This is a genomic window from Streptomyces sp. NPDC031474 (assembly GCF_055581185.1).
In genome coordinates, this window is the sequence record NZ_JBVIJX010000023.1 from 14407 (window position 1) to 29427 (window position 15021).

Below are 15021 nucleotides of genomic sequence, written 5' to 3' on the forward strand. Positions count from 1 at the left end.
CTTGGTTTACAATCGCGAGATTTTCTCATCGCCTTATTTGCTTCCAGCGAAGTACGGGCGGGAAAGGTGGCACAGGATGGATCTGATTTCAGCGGCACTATTGACAGCACTCGCGGGGGGCGCCGGTGGCGAAGCTGGCAGGCAGGCCTGGTCAGGGCTGGCGGCTCTGGTGCGACGCCCGTTCCAACGCAGCGCGAACGAATCCGCAGCAGATTCGCCGGTGAGTTCCGGGGAAGTGGAGCTGACCAGGCTGGCCAATGCGCCGGCGAATGCGGTCTACGCTCAGACGTTGAGCACGGCTCTAGCGGTTCGAGCGGCATTGGATGCTGACTTTTCTTCCAGGCTTCAGCAGTGGCACGAGCAGGCGAAACTGGCGCGTACCGGTGACGGTAAGACGAGCAACAGCATCAGCGGCGGGACGTTCAACGGGCCAGTCCTCCAGGGACGAGACTTCTCGGGTTTGTCTTTCACGCCTTCCTCGCCTCAGGTGCCCGCCGATCAGGAACCGGATCATCCTTCTACGCAAGGTCAGTAGCCAAGGCGATTTCGGTCAAGCTCGGAGGTTGCGCATCCGGAGACGGCCGTTGCGCGGCGAGACCGCGCTGATTCGCACCAAGTAGCGTCGGTAACGTGGAGTTCCATCTCAATCGTGTGCCGGAGGGACTGACGAAGCGGGCCCGATACTTTGTCGTCGCTCACGGCATCAGAGTCGACGTGCCGCCGGTGAGCCGGCATAGGGAGCAGTGGCTTGCCGGAGTCGCTCCCCTGCGGGGAAACCGCCAGGAGCGGCCACAGACGGCCGTCTCACGGGCTCAAGCCCTTCAGATCCACTCCACCTCGGACTGGAGGCCCGCTCGGCTCCCAGGCCCCGGCAGGGGCGTTCTCGGGGTGTCCTGAGCAACCCGCCGCGCCTTCAGGACCCCAAGCGAGCCGAGCGCTGCGGCTACCTCATCCTCTGTGACATCCGCCACAGCCTCAGCGATCCGCCGCAGCGCCTCACTCACCTCAGTGCCCGTGCCCGTGACTGTGTCCGCTGGTCGCAGCGTCCTTCTTGACCGTCAGCGGCAGCAGCTTCTTGCCGCTGTTGCTCAGTTGTGGCCACGTGTCGTACTGGGGGCAACCGGACACTGCAAAGGGAGCAACCTGCTACGAGAACACCCCAGATCAGCCACACCGTCTCGGGCGAATCAAGTGGCCTGCGCGGTGGGCACCCGTAGTCCGGGGCATCGAGAGAGCAGTGTCATGGCTGACCGGCGGCACGCCCGTCCAGCACATCAGGATGGTGCGCCCCACACTGTGATGCTGCCCGTGTAACTGCCGCTGGTCTCGTCGAACGCCCCGACGGTGACCGCGACAATGCGGCCCTTCGCGGACTTGACGCAGTAACGGCCGCCAGGACTGACTGGCAGAGTCTCGGCGCCTTGGGTGGCGATCAAGTCCGAGCACTGCTGCGGAGTAGGTTTCGCCGCTTCACTCCACTGGGCGACGGTCGGCTTCGTCGTGAACCATCCGCCGCCGAGTCCGTAAATCTCATCTTCGCGTTTGTCGCCGGTCGTGTTGTAGTGGATCCAGAAGCTGGCTCCGGTGTTGCTCGACAGCACGGACGGCGGAGACGAGTCAAGGTCGACATAGGTCAGCCTGATCTTCCCGGAATACAGCGTCTCACCTGCTTGGGGGCTCGGCGACTGCATGGAGCCCGATGCGGACTCCGACGGCGCCTTAGCCGAGGGGCTTGCAGCATTCATACCGGGCTGAGCGGTGATAGAGGGAGCCGTCGAGTGCTGCTCTGCTGCGCCGCCAGTTTTCGAGTCCGCCGAGAACTTGACGACCAACCCAATACCGAGCGCAACTGCCGCAACGCTGGTCACGACGACCGCTATCCGTCCCGCTGAATGGTGGTGGTGGGTCTCGATGTGCTGGTCACGGCCTGCCTGATAGACGCGCCCCTGCCCGGATGCCCGCACGCGGCTGTGAGCGGAGCGTCCAGGACGGGTCTTGTTACCGTTCGACTGCGGACCGTTGTTCATCGCTCGGTGATGTGCTGATCGCGGCCCGCCTGGTACACGCGGGCGTTGCCAGTCGCGCGGGCACTCATCCGGACTTCTCCAACATCAGCGTTACGCGCTGCCGGAACCGCACCTACTTCCTCCAGAAGTTCGCGAAGCGTCGCGGCTACGCTCGGGTTTTCCACAAGGAGCCGGCGAACGCGCCCTTGCCATTCCGTACGCAGTTCTGCCTCAGACAGTTCGTCACCATTGGCTCGGGCAGCAAGCAGGTCCTCCCGTCCGGCTTCGAGTTCGGCTCCCACGGAGTCGGCTCGCTCCGGATGAACGTGACGCCACAGCGCAACCATCCCGTCCCGCGTCCGGTTCCAGGTGTCCGTTGCCATGGCACCAACGATCGCTGCTCCAGCCGTACGCGCCAGTTCGACAGCCGTCTCCGGATTCACTATGCCCCCTCGCATCGAAACCCTGCCACGGTCACACTGATGATGCCGCTGACCAGAGATGGTAAGGCCTAGCCCGGCCTAGCCCCTTTCCAGCGGCGGCAGTTGACACGCTCGACTTGGTGCCCCAGGGGTGGTCAGCCCTGCGGCCAACTCCTCCTCTATGGCGTCAGCCACAGCCTTCAGTGATCGCCGCACTCACCCCGGTTCCCCGTTTCAGCTCGGCAGGGCACTCACCAAAGCCTGCTCAGTCCGGCCGTGGCCCAAGCGTCAGCCTGCGTCGCTCACGGTCCACACCTGTGACAGTCACCGAGACGTCGTCGCCGATCTGTACTACGTCCTCCGGAGCCGCCCCAGGAGCCACATCGAGCTCGTGCAGCGGGACCAGGCCCTCAACGCCGTCCGCGACTTGAACGAAGACGCCGAACGGGACCAGCCTGGTGACGCGCCCACGCAGTCTCTGGGCCACCGAGACGCCGTCGGCGAAGGCCAGGAATGGGTCTGGCTGCGTAGCCCGCAAGGACAGCCGGGCCTCTCCGTTCCACATGTCGAACTGCAAGAACTCGCACGACACTCGCTGTCCGACCTCAACGACGTCGGACGCCGCCTCGAAACGACGCCAGGACAGCTCGGGATACGTGATGAAGCCGACGCCGGGATACACCGGGTGGGCAGGGCCCTCGTCCAGCGCCACGAACACGCCGAACCGCTCGACCGCCGCCACCGTGCCGGCCAGGATCTCACCACGCCGCAGCCGCTTGAGGAACGCCCAGAGTTCCGGGTCCTCGGTGGCCGCCATCGACAGCCTTACCCGACCCGCGTCCAGATCCACGGCCGTCACCTCGGCAGTGATCCGCTGCCCGACCTCGGCGATCTCAGCGAAACGCCGACGCCAGGAGCCGTCCAACGCCCCCACCCACCCGAGCGGCCGGACGGTGAAACCGTCCAGGATCAGGGACACCTCGGACCGGGTGACGGCCGCGACCGTGCCGGAGCAGAGATCACCGACTTGCATCTCTGCCAGAAACCTCATGACGGTCTGATCGACCGACGCATCCCCCATACCGCCCAGGCTCTCACGAGAGCCCGCTAAACCCACTCCACCTCGGAATGGATGCCTGCGCGGCTCCCAGGCCCCGGCAGAGGCGTTCTCGGGACGTCCTGAGCAGCCTGCCGCGTCTTGCGAACCCCGAGCGAGCCGAGCGCTGCGGCCACCTCATCCTCCGTGGCGTCAGCCACAGCCTCAGCGATCCGCCGCAGCGCTTCACTCACCTCAGTGCCCGTGCCCGTGACTGTGTCCGCTGGTCGCAGCGTCCTTCTTGACCGTCAGCGGCAGCAGCTTCTTGCCGCTGTTGCTCAGTTGTGGCCATGTGTCGTACTGGGGACAGACCCCGCAGTCGAAGCAAGGCGTCCAGCGGCAGTCCTCGACCTCTGTTTCGTCGAGGGCGTCCTGCCAGTCCTCCCAGAGCCAGTCCTTGTCGAGGCCCGAGTCCAGGTGGTCCCAGGGCAGGACCTCCTCGTAGGTCTTCTCGCGCGTGGTGTACCAGTCGACGTCCACGCCGAAGGCGGGCAGTGTCTTGTCGGCGCACGCCATCCAGCGGTCGTAGGAGAAGTGCTCGCGCCAGCCGTCGAAGCGGCCGCCGTCCTCGTAGACGGCCCGGATGACCGCGCCGATACGGCGGTCGCCGCGCGAGAGCAGGCCTTCGACGATGCCCGGCTTGCCGTCGTGGTAGCGGAACCCGATCGAGCGGCCGTACTTCTTGTCGCCGCGGATCTTGTCGCGGAGCTTCTCCAGGCGCGCGTCCGTCTCCTCGGCGGAGAGCTGCGGGGCCCACTGGAAGGGGGTGTGGGGCTTCGGGACGAAGCCGCCGATCGACACCGTGCAGCGGATGTCGTTCTGGCCGGAGACCTTGCGGCCCTCGGCGATCACGTTCATCGCCATGTCGGCGATCTGCAGGACGTCCTCGTCGGTCTCCGTCGGCAGACCGCACATGAAGTACAGCTTCACCTGCCGCCAGCCGTTGCCGTAGGCGGTGGAGACCGTCCGGATCAGGTCCTCTTCCGAGACCATCTTGTTGATGACCTTGCGCATGCGCTCCGAGCCGCCCTCGGGGGCGAAGGTCAGGCCGGAGCGGCGGCCGTTGCGGGTCAGCTCGTTCGCCAGGTCGACGTTGAAGGCGTCCACGCGGGTCGACGGGAGGGACAGGCCGATCTTGTCCTCCTCGTACCGGTCCGCCAGGCCCTTGGCGATGTCGCCGATCTCGCTGTGGTCCGCGCTCGACAGGGAGAGGAGGCCGACCTCCTCGAAGCCCGTCGCCTTCAGGCCCTTCTCCACCATGTCGCCGATGCCGGTGATGGAGCGTTCGCGTACCGGGCGCGTGATCATGCCGGCCTGACAGAAGCGGCAGCCGCGCGTGCAGCCGCGGAAGATCTCCACCGACATGCGCTCGTGGACCGTCTCGGCGAGCGGGACCAGCGGCTGCTTGGGGTACGGCCACTCGTCCAGGTCCATGACGGTGTGCTTCGACACACGCCACGGCACGCCGGACTTGTTGGGTACGACCCGCGCGATCCGGCCGTCCGGCAGGTACTCGACGTCGTAGAACGCCGGGATGTACACCGAGCCCGTCTTCGCGAGGCGGAAGAGGACCTCCTCGCGGCCGCCCGGCCGGCCCTCCGCCTTCCACTCGCGGATGATCTTCGTCATGTCGAGGACGGCCTGCTCGCCGTCGCCGATGATCGCCGCGTCGATGAAATCGGCGATCGGCTCGGGGTTGAACGCGGCGTGGCCGCCCGCGAGGACGATCGGGTCGTCGACCGTGCGGTCCTTGGACTCCAGCGGAATGCCGGCGAGGTCCAGGGCGGTCAGCATGTTCGTGTAGCCCAGCTCCGTCGAGAACGACAGGCCGAACACGTCGAACGCCTTCACCGGGCGGTGGCCGTCCACCGTGAACTGCGGGACGGCGTGCTCCCGCATCAGCGCCTCCAGGTCCGGCCACACGCTGTACGTGCGCTCGGCGAGGACGCCCTCCTGCTCGTTCAGGACCTCGTAGAGGATCATGACGCCCTGGTTGGGCAGACCGACCTCGTAGGCGTCCGGGTACATGAGCGCCCAGTGGACGTCGCAGGACTCCCAGGGCTTGACCGTGGAGTTGAGCTCGCCGCCCACGTACTGGATCGGCTTCTGCACATGCGGGAGCAAGGCTTCGAGCTGCGGGAAGACCGACTCGACAGACATCGCGGGGTTACCTTCGTGAGCTGACAGGGACAGGGGTGACCATCAAGCCTAACCCGCCCGGAGGACTCCCCCGCCCGCGAGGATTCGGGCCCTGAACCTGCCCTAAACCCGCATCGAGCCGCTGGTCTTCTTCCACTTCTTGGGCAGCGCCTCCTCCACCCGCTCCGCGCGCCGCTCCTCACGGGCGTACAGCACGCCGTAGGTGAAGGCGCTCTCCCCCGCCGCGTGCGCCACCGCGGACAGCTCCCGCAGGGTCGTGCGGGCCATGACGCTGTCCTGGTGGTCGCCGAGCAGGCTCTGGAGCGACTTCATGGACTTGACGAGGGCCTTGGCCGGCTTGCCGAGGGCCGGGTGGGCCGTCTCGGCCGCGTACCGCGTCCGCTTGGCCTTCTTGCGGGCCTCGTGCAGTCCGAGGTCGCGGTCGGTGCCGGGCGGCTGCTCCATGCCGTCCTCGATCAGCGCGGAGACCTTCCCGAAGTCCTTGCGCACGGCTTTGGCGAGCACCTTGTCCGGCTTCTTGGCGGCTGCCTTGAGGGTCGGCGGGTCGGCGACCACGGCGTCCAGGCTGTCGAGGAGCGTCAGATAGCGTCGCGAGTCGAGTACGCCGAGCAGTCGGCGGCGGGAGCCGTGCTCGCCGGCCTTGGCCCAGGTGCGCAGCCGGTCGTGGATCGGGCCGGAGACGAGAGCGGAGGGCAGTTCGTCGAGGGCCGCGCCCAGCCGCTCGGCCAGCACCTCGTGGTCGCGGCCCACGCCCAGCTCCCCGGCCAGCCATTTCAGCTCGGCAGCGATCGGATCGGTGACGTCCCGGTCGAGGACCTTGCGGAAGGAGCGGAACGTGCTGCGCAGCCTGCGGGTGGCGACCCGCATGTCGTGGATCGACTCCTCGGCGTCCCGGCGCACGGCCGGGTCCAGCTCGACGATCGCGTCCCGCTGGGCACGGATGTACGCCAGCACGTGGTCGCCGGCGGTGACGGGCTCGGCAGGGCCCGTGTCCTTCGGCCGTGGATGCCCGCCCTTCGTCTCCGCCAGCGCCCGCTCCAGCTTCGACGCCGACTTCGACGGCCGTACGCCCGCCTTGCGCAACCGCTTGTCCACCTTGTCGAGGAGGGCCGGGTCGCCGCCGTCGGCGAGCTCCACCTCGATCTCGGTCCACTGGGCGGTGCCCTGACCGCCGAACAGCCGGTCCGCCCGTACGGCGTCCACGCTGGCCTCGGCGAGCAGCCGGCCCTTGGCGTCGACGAGGTCGCGGACGTCCCGGCTGGAGCGCAGCCGCACCACGGGCACCAGCTGTCCCTCCCGCACGCGGGAGCGGACCAGCTGGGCGAGCTCGTCGGGTACGGCGTCGGAGAGCGGGGCCCGGATCTCGTCCCGGATGCCTGGGCCGACCGGCAGTTTCAGGTGCCAGCCGGCGTCGGAACCTCCGGTCCGACGGCGCAACGTGATGGAGGCCGTGGCCAGACGCAGGTCGGAGGTGTCGTAGTAGGTCGCGTCCAACTCGGCGACGCCCTTGTCCAGGACGGACGTGATCCCGGCGGCGCCGGTCAGGTCGGGCAGTCCACTGTCGTCGGATTCGTACTTGCGCTCGATCTCGCGTTTCGTCTCCGCCATGATTCGAATCTAGTCGCAGTCAGGCGCGAACGGCAGTGCGCACCGGATCCGAATCACGGCTGAACTCAGGGAGACCAGAAGGTGTCCGACGCCTTGCGCCTCCTGGATCCCCTACGCCGACATGGGCCGCTGCACCCGGATGGACTGCAACAGCCCCACCGCCACCCACACCGAGAACATCGACGAGCCGCCGTAGGAGACGAACGGCAGCGGCAGGCCCGTCACCGGCATGATCCCCAGGGTCATCCCTATGTTCTCGAAGGACTGGAAGGCGAACCAGGCCACGATGCCGGCGGCGACGATCGTGCCGTACAGCTCGGTCGTCTCCCGGGCGATGCGGCAGGCGCGCCACAGCAGAATGCCCATCAGGACGATGATCAGGCCCGCGCCCATGAAGCCCAGTTCCTCGCCCGCGACGGTGAAGACGAAGTCCGTCTGCTGCTCCGGGACGAACTGGCCCGTCGTCTGCGAGCCGTGGAACAGCCCCGCGCCGGTGAGACCGCCGGAACCGATGGCGATACGTGCCTGGTTGGTGTTGTAGCCGACGCCGGCCGGGTCGAGGCTGGGGTTGGCGAAGGCGGCGAAGCGGGCGATCTGGTACTCGTCGAGGATGTGCAGCTGCCAGACGGCGATCGCGCCGGCCGCGCCCGCGCCGAGGAGCCCGAAGACCCAGCGGTTGGAGGCGCCGGAGGCCAGCAGCAGGCCCAGCACGATCATCACCATCACCATGACCGACCCGAGGTCGGGCATCAGCATGACGATCAGCATGGGGACGGCCGCGAGGCCCAGCGCCTGGACCACGGTGCGATGGTCGGGGTAGGGCTTGTCGCCCGCGTCGACCCGGGCCGCGAGCAGCATCGCCATGCCCAGGATGATCGTGATCTTCACGAACTCCGAGGGCTGGAGCGAGAAGCCGCCGCCGAGCACGATCCAGGAGTGCGCGCCGTTGACGGTCGAGCCCAGCGGGGTCAGCACCGCAAGGATCCCCATGAGGGAGAGGCCGTACAGGATCGGCACCACGTTGCGCAGGGTGCGGTGGCCGAGCCAGACCGTACCGATCATCAGGGCGAGCCCGATGCCCGTGTTCATGAGGTGGCGGATCAGGAAGTAGTACTGGTCGCCCTGGTTGATCTCGGTGCGGTTGCGGGTCGCCGAGTAGACCAGGAGCGAGCCGATCAGGGAGAGGGCGATCGCCGACAGCAGTATCGGCCAGTCCAGCCGCCGGGCCAGCGAGTCACGGGCGAAGACCCGCGTCCAGCCGGCCCGCTCGGGCCCGTATCCAGGGACGGAGAAGCTGTTCGCGCCGGTCATGTGCACATCCTCCGGCTTCCCCTCTTCCGCCGTCGCCTGCGGGTGTCGCGGTTGGTGTTCGTGTTCTGCTGCACGGTGGCCCCGGGCTGCGTCTCGTCCGTCTCCGGCGCGGTCTGCTGGCTGGCGCGCTGTTCCTTCGCCGGGTCCTTGGAGACCTTCGGGGACTTGATCGTGCCGTCCGCCTGCACCTTGGGCAGGGCGGTCTGCGGGGTGGGCAGCAGGGCGTTCTTCTTGTCGATCTTGCCGTCGTCGGAGACGCCGTACATCGCGTTGTAGATGTGCCGCACGGCCTCACCGGAGGCGCCCGAACCGGTACCGGCCTGAGCGATCGTCATGACGACCGTGTAGTCCTTGCTGTAGGTGGCGAGCCAGGACGTCGTCTGCTTGCCGTAGACCTCCGCGGTACCGGTCTTGGCGTGCAGCGGGATCTCGTCCTGCGGCCAGCCGCCGAACTTCCAGGCGGCGGTACCGCGGGTGACCACGCCCTCGAGGGCGGCGTCCATGCCCTTGATCGTCGCCTGGTCGACCGGCAGCCTGCCCTTGGCCTTGGGCTTGATCTCCTGGACGGACTTGCCGTCGGCACTGACGATCGCCTTGCCGATGGTCGGGGTGTACATCGTGCCGCCGTTGGCGAGCGCCCCGTAGATCACCGCCTCCTGGATCGGCGTGACGAGGGTGTCGCCCTGGCCGATGGAGTAGTTGATCGAGTCGCCCTCGCGCATCTTGTTGCCCTCGAGGCAGTTCTCGTAGGCGATCTTCTCGACGTAACTGCCGTCCTTCTTGCCGGACTTGCACCAGGAGTCCTTGTTGGCCTTCCAGTAGGACTCCTTCCACTGGCGGTCCGGGACGCGGCCGGTGACCTCGTTGGGGAGGTCCAGGCCGGTCTCCTTGCCGAGGCCGAACTGGTGGGCGGCCTTGTAGAAGAAGTCCTTGGGCTCACCCTTCTTGGGGTTGATGCCGCCGTCCTTCTTCCACTCCCGGTCGGCGAGACCGTAGAAGACGGTGTCGCAGGACACCTCCAGGGCCCGGCCGAGCGAGATGGGGCCGAAGCTCTCCCCCTCGAAGTTCTTGAAGACCTGGCCGCCCACCGAGTACGAACTGGTGCACGGGTAGCCGCCGTCCCACTCGTAGCCCGCCTCGACCGCGGCGGCCGTGGAGACCACCTTGAACGTCGAACCAGGCGCGGACTGACCCTGTATGGCCCGGTTCAGCAGCGGGTAGTCGGAGTTCTTCCCGGTGAGCTTCTTGTAGTCCTTGGCGGAGATCCCGCCGACCCAGGCGTTGGGGTCGTAGGTCGGGGCGGACGCCATGGCGACGACCCGGCCGGTCTTGGCCTCCATCACCACGACCGCTCCGGAGTCGGCCTTGTAGTTCTCGCCGGTGATCTTGTCGAACTGGGTGCGGGCGATCTTCATCGCGTTGTTCAGCTCGTACTCGGCGACCCGCTGGACCCGGGCGTCTATGCTCGTGACGAGGTTGGAGCCGGGCTGAGCCGCGTCCGCCTCGGCCTGGCCGATGACACGGCCGAGGTTGTCGACCTCGTAGCGGGTGACGCCCGCCTTGCCGCGCAGTTCCTTGTCGTACTGGCGCTCCAGGCCGGAGCGGCCGACCTGGTCGGAGCGCAGGAACGGCGAGTCGGTGTCCTGGGCCTTGGTGATCTCCTCGTCCGTGACCGGGGAGAGATAACCGAGGACCTGGGCGGTGTTGGCCTTGCCGGGAGCGGCGTAACGGCGCACGGCCTCGGGCTCGGCGGTGATGCCGGGGAAGTCCTCGGCGCGCTCACGGATCTGCAGGGCCTGCTTGGCGGTGGCCTCGTCGGTGATGGGGATCGGCTGGTAGGGCGAGCCGTTCCAACACGGTTGCGGGGTCTTCGCGTCGCACAGCCGCACCTTCAGCATTATGTCTGCGGGCTTCATGCCGAGGACGCCGGCGAGCTTGGTGAGGACCGCCTTGCCGTCGTCCGGCTGCTTCAACAGGTCCGTGCGCGAGGCGGAGACCACCAGCCGTGTCTCGTTGTCGGCGAGCGGCACACCTCGCGCGTCCAGGATCGAGCCGCGCACGGCGGGCTCGACGACCTGCTGGACGTGGTTGCCGGAGGCCTCCTTGGCGTATGCCGCGCCCTCCCGGATCTGCAGGTACCACAGGCGGCCGCCGAGGGTGCCGAGCAGGGAGAGGACGAGGATCTGGATCACGACGAGCCGGATCTGGACCCGTGGTGTCCGACCGGTCTCGGGAATGTTGGTCACTGCGGCTGCCTCCCCCTCTCAGTGCGCGGACGCGTGTGCGGACATGACGTGCGTACGGCCACACGTACGGCTGTGCGTACGGCTGTGCGTACGGCTGTGCGTACGGCTGTGCGTACGGCTGTGTGTGCGGCTGTGCGTGCGTACGCATGATGAACGACCGGCCTGTGAGGCCGCGTTCCCCCCGAACTTCCCCGTTCGGGTGAACCTTGAAGCGAACTCGCCCGCGCTCACAGCCGCTTGACCCCCTTGATGCGCCCCGCCCGGGTCGCCCGCGACTTGGCCGCCTTCAGCTTCAGGCCGCCGCGCTGGCCGCCGATCCTCAGACCCGTCCCGGAGGAGAGCCAGCCGGAGGAGATGTCCGGGCTCTTGGCGGAGTTGGTCTCCGCGAGCGGATCGTTGTCGGCGCGCCGCGCCAGGAACATGATCGCCGGGACCACGAACGGGGCGAGCAGCAGGTCGTACAGGGCGGCCGTGAACAGCAGTCCGGTGAGGCCGACATGGCGGGCGGCGGTGTCACCGACGAGGGCGCCGACCCCCGCGTACAGCAGGGTGGAGCCGATCGCGGCGCCGACGACCACGACCATCGGGCCGGTGGCCGACTTGATCTGGCCGGTCTCGGGCTTGATGAGCCCGGCGAGGTAGCCGATCACACACAGCACCAGGGCGTAGCGCCCGGCGGCGTGGTCGGCGGGCGGCGCGAGGTCGGCCAGCAGACCGGCGCCGAAGCCGATGAGGGCGCCGCCGACATGGCCGTAGACCATGGCGAGGCCCAGGACGGTGAGCAGGAGGAGGTCGGGGACGGCGCCGGGGAGGTGGAGGCGGGCGAGGACGCTCACCTGGATCACCAGGGCGACGACGACCAGCGGGACGGAGAGCAGGATCCGGTTGACGCGCATGGGGGTTGTCAGCTCCTACTGCTGCTGGCCGTCTACGGGTGCGTTCGCGCTCGGAGTGACCGTGACGGTCACCGTCGGCGTGGGAACCGGTTTGGGCTTCGAGGGGAGCACGGTGTCGCGCGGGTCCTTCTTCGGGGCCTGGACGACGACGCCGACGATGTCGAGCTTGGTGAAGCTGACGTACGGCGTGACGTAGAGGGTGCGGGTGAGGTCGCCGCCGGAGGGGTCGACGCGGGAGACGACGCCGACGGGGACGCCGGGCACGAAGGGCTTGTCGGCCTGCGAGCCGAAGGTGACCAGCCGGTCGCCCTTCTTCACGTCGGCCTTGCCGTTGAGGAGTTCCACGCGCAGCGGCCGGTCGCCCTGCCCGGACGCGAAGCCGAGCTCGTCGGACGCTTCCATACGGGTGCCGACGGTGAAGTCGGGGTCGGAGGCGAGGAGCACGGTCGCGGTGTCGGGCCCGACGGTGGTGACCCGTCCGACCAGCCCGTCGCCGTTGAGGACCGTCATGTCGCGTTTGACGCCGTCGTTCGCGCCGACGTCGATGGTGATGGTCCAGGAGAAGCCCTGGGCCGCTCCTATCGCGATGACCTCGGCGCCCTTGATGCCGTACTGGCCCGCGCCGGCGATCTTCAGCATCTTGTCGAGCTGCGCGAGGCGGCTGCGGTTGCGGTCGTCGCTGCCGAGTTTCGCCTTGAGGGCCGCGTTCTCCTTCTCCAGCTCGGAGAGCCGGTCATGGCGTTCGCCGGAGTCACGGACGGCGGAGACGGCGTTGCCGACGGGATCCACCGCCGACGACACACCGTCCTCGATCGGACCGAAGACCGCGGCCGCGGCCTGCCGGGCACCGTCGACCGGGGAGTCCTGCCCGCCACGGATGTCCACCGTGATCAGCGCGAACGCGATGGCGATCAGCAGCACCAGGAGCAGCCGGCTCTCTCGTGTGTCCCTCACGTGCGGCGGCCGTGCCCTTCCTCGAGAGAAAAACCAGGAATTCGGGTAGCCCCGGGCCAAGATGACCAAGGGCGCTTTGTGGGAGCTTATGCCTCGATATCAACGATCCGCCGCACGAGAGGAGATCATCCCGTACGGCGGAATCGAAGCGTTACGTCATCTGCGGGGCGCGGCGTCCAGAACCTGCTGCAACGCCTCGAACTCCTCGACGCACTTTCCGGAGCCGAGCGCCACGCTGTCCAGCGGGTCCTCGGCGATGTGGATGGGCATGCCGGTCTCCCGGCGCAGCCGCTCGTCCAGACCGCGCAGCAGGGCTCCGCCGCCGGTCAGAACGATTCCGCGGTCCATGATGTCGCCGGACAGCTCCGGCGGGCACTTGTCGAGCGTGGTCTTCACGGCGTCCACGATCGCGTTGACCGGCTCCTCGATCGCCTTGCGCACCTCGGCGGCCGAGATGACGACGGTCTTGGGCAGGCCGGAGACGAGGTCCCGGCCGCGGATTTCGGTGTGCTGGTCGTCGTCGAGGTCGTACGCCGAACCGATCGTGATCTTGATCTGTTCGGCGGTCCGCTCACCGAGGAGGAGGCTGTACTCCTTCTTGATGTGCTGGATGATCGCGTTGTCCAGTTCGTCGCCCGCGACACGGATGGACTGGGCGGTGACGATGCCGCCGAGCGAGATGACCGCGACCTCCGTGGTGCCGCCGCCGATGTCCACCACCATGTTGCCCGTGGCCTCGTGGACCGGCAGGCCGGAGCCGATGGCCGCGGCCATGGGCTCCTCGATGATGTGCACCTGACGGGCACCGGCCTGGGTCGACGCCTCGATGACGGCGCGGCGCTCGACGCCCGTGATGCCCGAGGGCACGCAGACGACGACCCGCGGCCGAGCCAGATACCGCCGCTTGTGGATCTTCAGGATGAAGTAGCGGAGCATCCGCTCGGTGATCTCGAAGTCGGCGATCACGCCGTCCTTCAGCGGACGCACGGCAACGATGTTGCCGGGGGTGCGTCCGATCATCTTCTTCGCTTCGGCGCCGACCGCGAGGATGCCACCGGTGTTGGTGTTGATCGCGACGACGGACGGCTCGTTGAGTACGATCCCGCGACCCCTGACGTACACCAGCGTGTTGGCGGTCCCGAGGTCGACAGCCATGTCACGGCCGATGAACGACATTGAGTTCCCCATCAGGATTCGACTGGCCTTCCATGAGCTTTGAGGGCTTTTCAGGTCGGCGTGGTGGGTGCTGTGACGTGAAGGCTTCCATCGTAAACGCGCCTGCACGAACACTGCGGAGCGGTCTCCGCCATTGTTTGCAGATGCTGTGTGGGTTCGCTTCTGGAGACGGGCGTTCGGGGGCTCGCGTTCCCTCGATCGCCCGTTTCAGCCGCTTCCGCCGCTCCGCCAGTTGGGCCAGTTGGGCCACTCGGCCGCGGTCGGTGTCAGACGCGACCGGGGAAGAAGATCTTCACCTCGCGCTCGGCGGACTCCTCGGAGTCGGAGGCGTGGATCAGGTTCTCGCGGACGATCACGCCGTAGTCGCCGCGGATGGAGCCGGGGGCGGCGGCGATCGGGTCGGTCGGACCGGCGAGCGCGCGCACGCCCTCGATGACCCGCTCGCCCTCGACGATCAGCGCGACGACCGGGCCGGAGGCCATGAACTCCACCAGCGGCTCGTAGAACGGCTTGCCCTTGTGCTCGCCGTAGTGCTGCTCCAGCGTGTCCTGGTCCAGGGTGCGCAGCTCCAGCGCGGTGATCTGCCAGCCGGCCTTGCGCTCGATACGGCTGATGATCTCGCCGGTCAGGCCACGACGGACGGCGTCGGGCTTGAGCAGGACGAGGGTGCGCTGGCTCACGAGGTGACTCCTTCTACGGCCGGATTCCACAGCCGGTTCGTACGGCCGGTGTGTGCGGTGGGATGAGGTTACAGGGCGTGTCCCGGTGCCTGTTACGCAGCGTCAGCAGTATCCGGAGAGCTTGCTGCGGCTTGCGCGGCGAAGCGGGCCTTGGCCTCGTCGATCTTTCTGCCGAAGTGCACGGACGCCCACCACAGGGCTCCGAACAGCACCCCCATGAAGAACATGATCGGGACGAAGAAGCCGGAGGCGACGAGGGCGATCTGCAGCGCCCAGCCGAGGGCGACGCCGCCGGGCCGGGTGACCACGCCGCACAGCAGCACGCTGAAGAGCATGGCGATGCCGCAGACCGTCCACACCGTGGACGTGGACAGGTCGGCGTCCTTCATGGCGACCAGACCGGCGAAGCCGATGATGAAGAACTCGCCGATCAGGGTCGAGGAGCAGAGCGTTCGCATGGCGGGAC

Annotated in this window: 13 protein-coding genes; 1 reads left to right on the top strand and 12 read right to left on the bottom strand. The window is 67.8% G+C overall.

Features of this window, described 5'->3' with window-relative positions:
• The first annotated feature begins 76 nt into the window (after nucleotides 1–76).
• Nucleotides 77–535, top strand: coding sequence for a hypothetical protein (locus tag ACZ5SK_RS39020; RefSeq protein WP_468577268.1), 459 nt, complete (start codon nucleotides 77–79; stop codon nucleotides 533–535).
• A gap of 739 nt (nucleotides 536–1274) precedes the next feature.
• Here the strand turns inward: ACZ5SK_RS39020 and ACZ5SK_RS39025 are convergent.
• The 12 genes from ACZ5SK_RS39025 to ACZ5SK_RS39080 form a co-directional block, all read right to left on the bottom strand.
• On the bottom strand, nucleotides 1275–2027 hold the full coding sequence (locus ACZ5SK_RS39025; protein WP_468577270.1) for a hypothetical protein: 753 nt from the start codon (nucleotides 2025–2027) through the stop codon (nucleotides 1275–1277).
• Nucleotides 2024–2389 (bottom strand): hypothetical protein, encoded by a 366-nt coding sequence (locus ACZ5SK_RS39030; protein ID WP_319671820.1) that lies wholly within the window; start codon nucleotides 2387–2389, stop codon nucleotides 2024–2026. Before ACZ5SK_RS39030 ends, ACZ5SK_RS39025 begins: the two co-directional genes overlap by 4 nt.
• Nucleotides 2390–2693: 304 nt before the next feature.
• Nucleotides 2694–3479, bottom strand: coding sequence for a S1 RNA-binding domain-containing protein (locus tag ACZ5SK_RS39035; protein WP_468577272.1), 786 nt, complete (start codon nucleotides 3477–3479; stop codon nucleotides 2694–2696).
• 240 nt (nucleotides 3480–3719) lie between these two features.
• Entirely contained in the window at nucleotides 3720–5684 is a 1965-nt protein-coding gene (locus ACZ5SK_RS39040) for a TIGR03960 family B12-binding radical SAM protein (protein ID WP_334579875.1), read from the bottom strand.
• A gap of 102 nt (nucleotides 5685–5786) precedes the next feature.
• Nucleotides 5787–7292: a CYTH and CHAD domain-containing protein gene (locus ACZ5SK_RS39045; RefSeq protein WP_361700510.1), complete on the bottom strand. Its 1506-nt coding sequence runs from the start codon at nucleotides 7290–7292 to the stop codon at nucleotides 5787–5789.
• Nucleotides 7293–7403: 111 nt separating this feature from the next.
• Nucleotides 7404–8603 (bottom strand): rod shape-determining protein RodA, encoded by a 1200-nt coding sequence (gene rodA, locus ACZ5SK_RS39050; RefSeq protein WP_334579873.1) that lies wholly within the window; start codon nucleotides 8601–8603, stop codon nucleotides 7404–7406.
• The gene (gene mrdA, locus ACZ5SK_RS39055; protein ID WP_334579872.1) at nucleotides 8600–10849 is read right to left on the bottom strand and encodes a penicillin-binding protein 2; all 2250 of its coding nucleotides are present in this window, start codon (nucleotides 10847–10849) and stop codon (nucleotides 8600–8602) included. Before mrdA ends, rodA begins: the two co-directional genes overlap by 4 nt.
• Before the next feature lie 227 nt (nucleotides 10850–11076).
• Nucleotides 11077–11745 carry a rod shape-determining protein MreD gene (gene mreD / locus ACZ5SK_RS39060; RefSeq protein ID WP_334579871.1) on the bottom strand — a complete coding sequence of 223 codons (669 nt, stop codon included), beginning with the start codon at nucleotides 11743–11745 and terminating at the stop codon, nucleotides 11077–11079.
• A gap of 15 nt (nucleotides 11746–11760) precedes the next feature.
• Entirely contained in the window at nucleotides 11761–12699 is a 939-nt protein-coding gene (gene mreC, locus ACZ5SK_RS39065) for a rod shape-determining protein MreC (RefSeq protein WP_334579870.1), read from the bottom strand.
• 156 nt (nucleotides 12700–12855) lie between these two features.
• On the bottom strand, nucleotides 12856–13875 hold the full coding sequence (locus ACZ5SK_RS39070; RefSeq protein ID WP_020127820.1) for a rod shape-determining protein: 1020 nt from the start codon (nucleotides 13873–13875) through the stop codon (nucleotides 12856–12858).
• A 266-nt stretch (nucleotides 13876–14141) separates the two neighbouring features.
• Nucleotides 14142–14555: a nucleoside-diphosphate kinase gene (gene ndk / locus ACZ5SK_RS39075; RefSeq protein WP_079662271.1), complete on the bottom strand. Its 414-nt coding sequence runs from the start codon at nucleotides 14553–14555 to the stop codon at nucleotides 14142–14144.
• Nucleotides 14556–14647: 92 nt separating this feature from the next.
• Nucleotides 14648–15013, bottom strand: a complete 366-nt coding sequence (locus tag ACZ5SK_RS39080) for a DUF4233 domain-containing protein (protein WP_334579869.1) — start codon at nucleotides 15011–15013, stop codon at nucleotides 14648–14650.
• Nucleotides 15014–15021: the final 8 nt, after the last annotated feature.

What these genes read in the sequence shown, in the direction of transcription:
- ACZ5SK_RS39020 (WP_468577268.1), top strand. Translation starts at nt 77, where the DNA reads ATGGATCTGATTTCAGCGGCACTATTGACAGCACTCGCGGGGGGCGCC.
- ACZ5SK_RS39025 (WP_468577270.1), bottom strand. Translation starts at nt 2,027, where the DNA reads ATGAACAACGGTCCGCAGTCGAACGGTAACAAGACCCGTCCTGGACGC.
- ACZ5SK_RS39030 (WP_319671820.1), bottom strand. Translation starts at nt 2,389, where the DNA reads ATGGCAACGGACACCTGGAACCGGACGCGGGACGGGATGGTTGCGCTG.
- ACZ5SK_RS39035 (WP_468577272.1), bottom strand. Translation starts at nt 3,479, where the DNA reads ATGAGGTTTCTGGCAGAGATGCAAGTCGGTGATCTCTGCTCCGGCACG.
- ACZ5SK_RS39040 (WP_334579875.1), bottom strand. Translation starts at nt 5,684, where the DNA reads ATGTCTGTCGAGTCGGTCTTCCCGCAGCTCGAAGCCTTGCTCCCGCAT.
- ACZ5SK_RS39045 (WP_361700510.1), bottom strand. Translation starts at nt 7,292, where the DNA reads ATGGCGGAGACGAAACGCGAGATCGAGCGCAAGTACGAATCCGACGAC.
- rodA (WP_334579873.1), bottom strand. Translation starts at nt 8,603, where the DNA reads ATGACCGGCGCGAACAGCTTCTCCGTCCCTGGATACGGGCCCGAGCGG.
- mreD (WP_334579871.1), bottom strand. Translation starts at nt 11,745, where the DNA reads ATGCGCGTCAACCGGATCCTGCTCTCCGTCCCGCTGGTCGTCGTCGCC.
- ACZ5SK_RS39070 (WP_020127820.1), bottom strand. Translation starts at nt 13,875, where the DNA reads ATGTCGTTCATCGGCCGTGACATGGCTGTCGACCTCGGGACCGCCAAC.
- ACZ5SK_RS39080 (WP_334579869.1), bottom strand. Translation starts at nt 15,013, where the DNA reads ATGCGAACGCTCTGCTCCTCGACCCTGATCGGCGAGTTCTTCATCATC.